The following is a 2,060-nucleotide window of genomic DNA, read 5'->3' on the forward strand; positions in this document are numbered from 1 at the left end:
AGTCCGGCGCGCGCCAGCTGCAGCGCTGTCGTCAGCCCGGCCAGTCCGGCGCCGACGACGGCCACGTCACATTGCGCCTCGCCTTGCAGCGGAGGCCTCGTCTTCCGGTCGGTCAGAGTGCGGGCGTAATAGGTGTCCGGATAGGCCATCGATGACTTTGCGGTGAGGGGATGCGTTTGGTGTTCCCGCCGGCTGCCGAGGGACAGCCGGCGGGAATGACTTTACTTGGCGCTGTAGTCCTTGCCGTACCACTTCGTGGTCAGCGCGGCGAGCGTGCCGTCCGTCTTCATCCCGGTGATGATGCCCGCGACCTTTGCGGTCCACTCGGGATCCTTCTTCTCGGCGATAACGACGAGCGGCTCGCGGAAAGCGTACTCGCCTTCCAGGATCTTCACGGGATAGCCGTTCTTGATGGCATTCTGCGCCGTCTGCTCCGGGGCGATCACGGCGTTCAGGCGCACGCCGTCGCCAAGCCGCAGGTCATCGAAGGGAAGCATGGAATCCGCATAGGTGCGGATCTCGCCCGGCTCGAGCTTGTATTCGATGGGAGCCAGGCCGGGTGCGTCGATTTCGAGCTTGCGGCGGATGAAATCCTCCGAGGTGGTAGCCGTCTCGACGCCGATGATCTTGCCGTTGAGATCGGCGACCGATTTCGCGCCGCTGTCCTTGTGCAGGACGTAGACATAGGGGCTGTAATAATAGATGCCGACAAAGTCGATCACCTTGGAACGGGCTTTCGTCGGCGTCACCGATCCGACGCCGAGGTCGTAGCGTCCCTGCCAGCGCCCGCCGGTCAGCGTCGCCCAGTCGGGCGTTTCGAACGAGACCTCGACACCAAGGCGCTTGCCGATCTCGCGCGAGACATCGATGTCGAAACCGGCGAGTTCGTTGCTGTCGTTGAGAAAGCTCTGTGGTGGCCAGGCCGCGTTGGTGGCGATGACCATCGCCTTTTTCGACGTGACGCGGTCCAGGGTTTCCCCCGCCATGGCAGCCGTTGTGATCGCGAATGTCGCCGCGGCAAGAACGGCTAAATCGAGTAGCTTTTTCAAAGTTATCCCTCCCTTGTGGTTGAAACTGATAGGATGCTTGACGTCGGATCTCAGCGCTTTCAGCCACAGCTTCAACGTGGACCGGCTTCGGTTTGTGCCCACCACAGCCGAAGCTGGTTCCCCTGATGGACCGGCGTTTGTGACCCCAGACAGTCAGGTCGCAAAAGGAAGGGTTCTACCCGGCGAAATGCGGGATAATGGCGATCGCGCAGTCATTGCGTGCCTTGAGACGGCAAAGTGCCGGATATGTTCGCTTTGTTCCGTCCGCGCCGACCCGTCTTCCGGATTGTCGCGGGGGCTGTTCAGCCGATAGGATCGCGCGGCGGGTGTGATGGTTGCAGCGCGGATCGAGCGAGAGGATTTGTTTGTGGAATTGACCGAGAAGGATCGTCAGCTGCTCGCGCTGATGCAGAAGAATGCGCGTGAGCCGGTCGCGTCACTGGCACGTCAGCTCGGCGTATCGCGGACAGCGTTGCAGGAGCGGATCCAGAAGCTGGAGGCCGGCGGCATTATCGAAGGCTATACCGTGCGGCTGACCAAGGCGGCGGCCCAGAACGCCGTCCACTGTTTCACGCTCGCTGCCCTGAACAACAAGAGCTATCCGGACGTCTCCAGAAAGATCAAGGCGATGCCTTCGATCCAGGCGGTCTACGCCATAACCGGCGAATGGGACCTGATCATCCACCTTGCCGCCGAGACGCTCGAGAAGCTGAACCGGGAGGTGAATGCGCTGAATGAAATCGGCGGCGTCATCAAAACCGCTTCCCATGTGGTGATGGAGACGAAGTTCAACCGGACCATCTACGCATTGTAGGAGGTGGCGGGATGTCCGGCGGCGGTGGAGAACGCTCCGCCAGCCGGGGCCGCCATGCAGTCGGACTAGATGTGGAGCCTCAACAGGTTGTCCTTGGTCAGGCCCAGGCGGCTGATTGGCGGTTTGGACTTTAGGCTTCCGTGCGGACGGTGCCAATTGTACCGATGCAGCCATATGGGCAACTCGGCGGCGCGATG

The 2,060-nt window shown here is 61.7% G+C and carries 3 protein-coding genes and 1 pseudogene; 1 reads left to right on the forward strand and 3 read right to left on the reverse strand.

Going from position 1 to position 2,060, the window contains the following annotated elements; all coding sequences use genetic code 11:
- On the reverse strand, nucleotides 1-149 hold a 149-nt coding region (locus tag O7A61_RS32025; protein ID WP_337133147.1), incomplete at its 3' end, for an FAD-binding protein.
- Nucleotides 150-221: 72 nt separating this feature from the next.
- A complete protein-coding gene (locus O7A61_RS32030; RefSeq protein ID WP_245262126.1) occupies nucleotides 222-986 on the reverse strand; it encodes a transporter substrate-binding domain-containing protein in 765 nt (254 codons plus the stop codon).
- Nucleotides 987-1,416: 430 nt separating this feature from the next.
- On the opposite strand from O7A61_RS32030, the gene O7A61_RS32035 reads away from it, so the two are divergent.
- Nucleotides 1,417-1,863, forward strand: coding sequence for an Lrp/AsnC family transcriptional regulator (locus tag O7A61_RS32035; RefSeq protein WP_198028776.1), 447 nt, complete (start codon nucleotides 1,417-1,419; stop codon nucleotides 1,861-1,863).
- Between the two features lie 65 nt (nucleotides 1,864-1,928).
- On the opposite strand, the pseudogene O7A61_RS32040 reads toward O7A61_RS32035, so the two are convergent.
- Nucleotides 1,929-2,060: pseudogene (locus tag O7A61_RS32040) on the reverse strand (IS481 family transposase); the annotation flags it as partial.

Source organism: Mesorhizobium sp. Cs1321R2N1, from assembly GCF_037179725.1.
Classification (GTDB): Bacteria; Pseudomonadota; Alphaproteobacteria; order Rhizobiales; family Rhizobiaceae; genus Mesorhizobium; species Mesorhizobium salmacidum.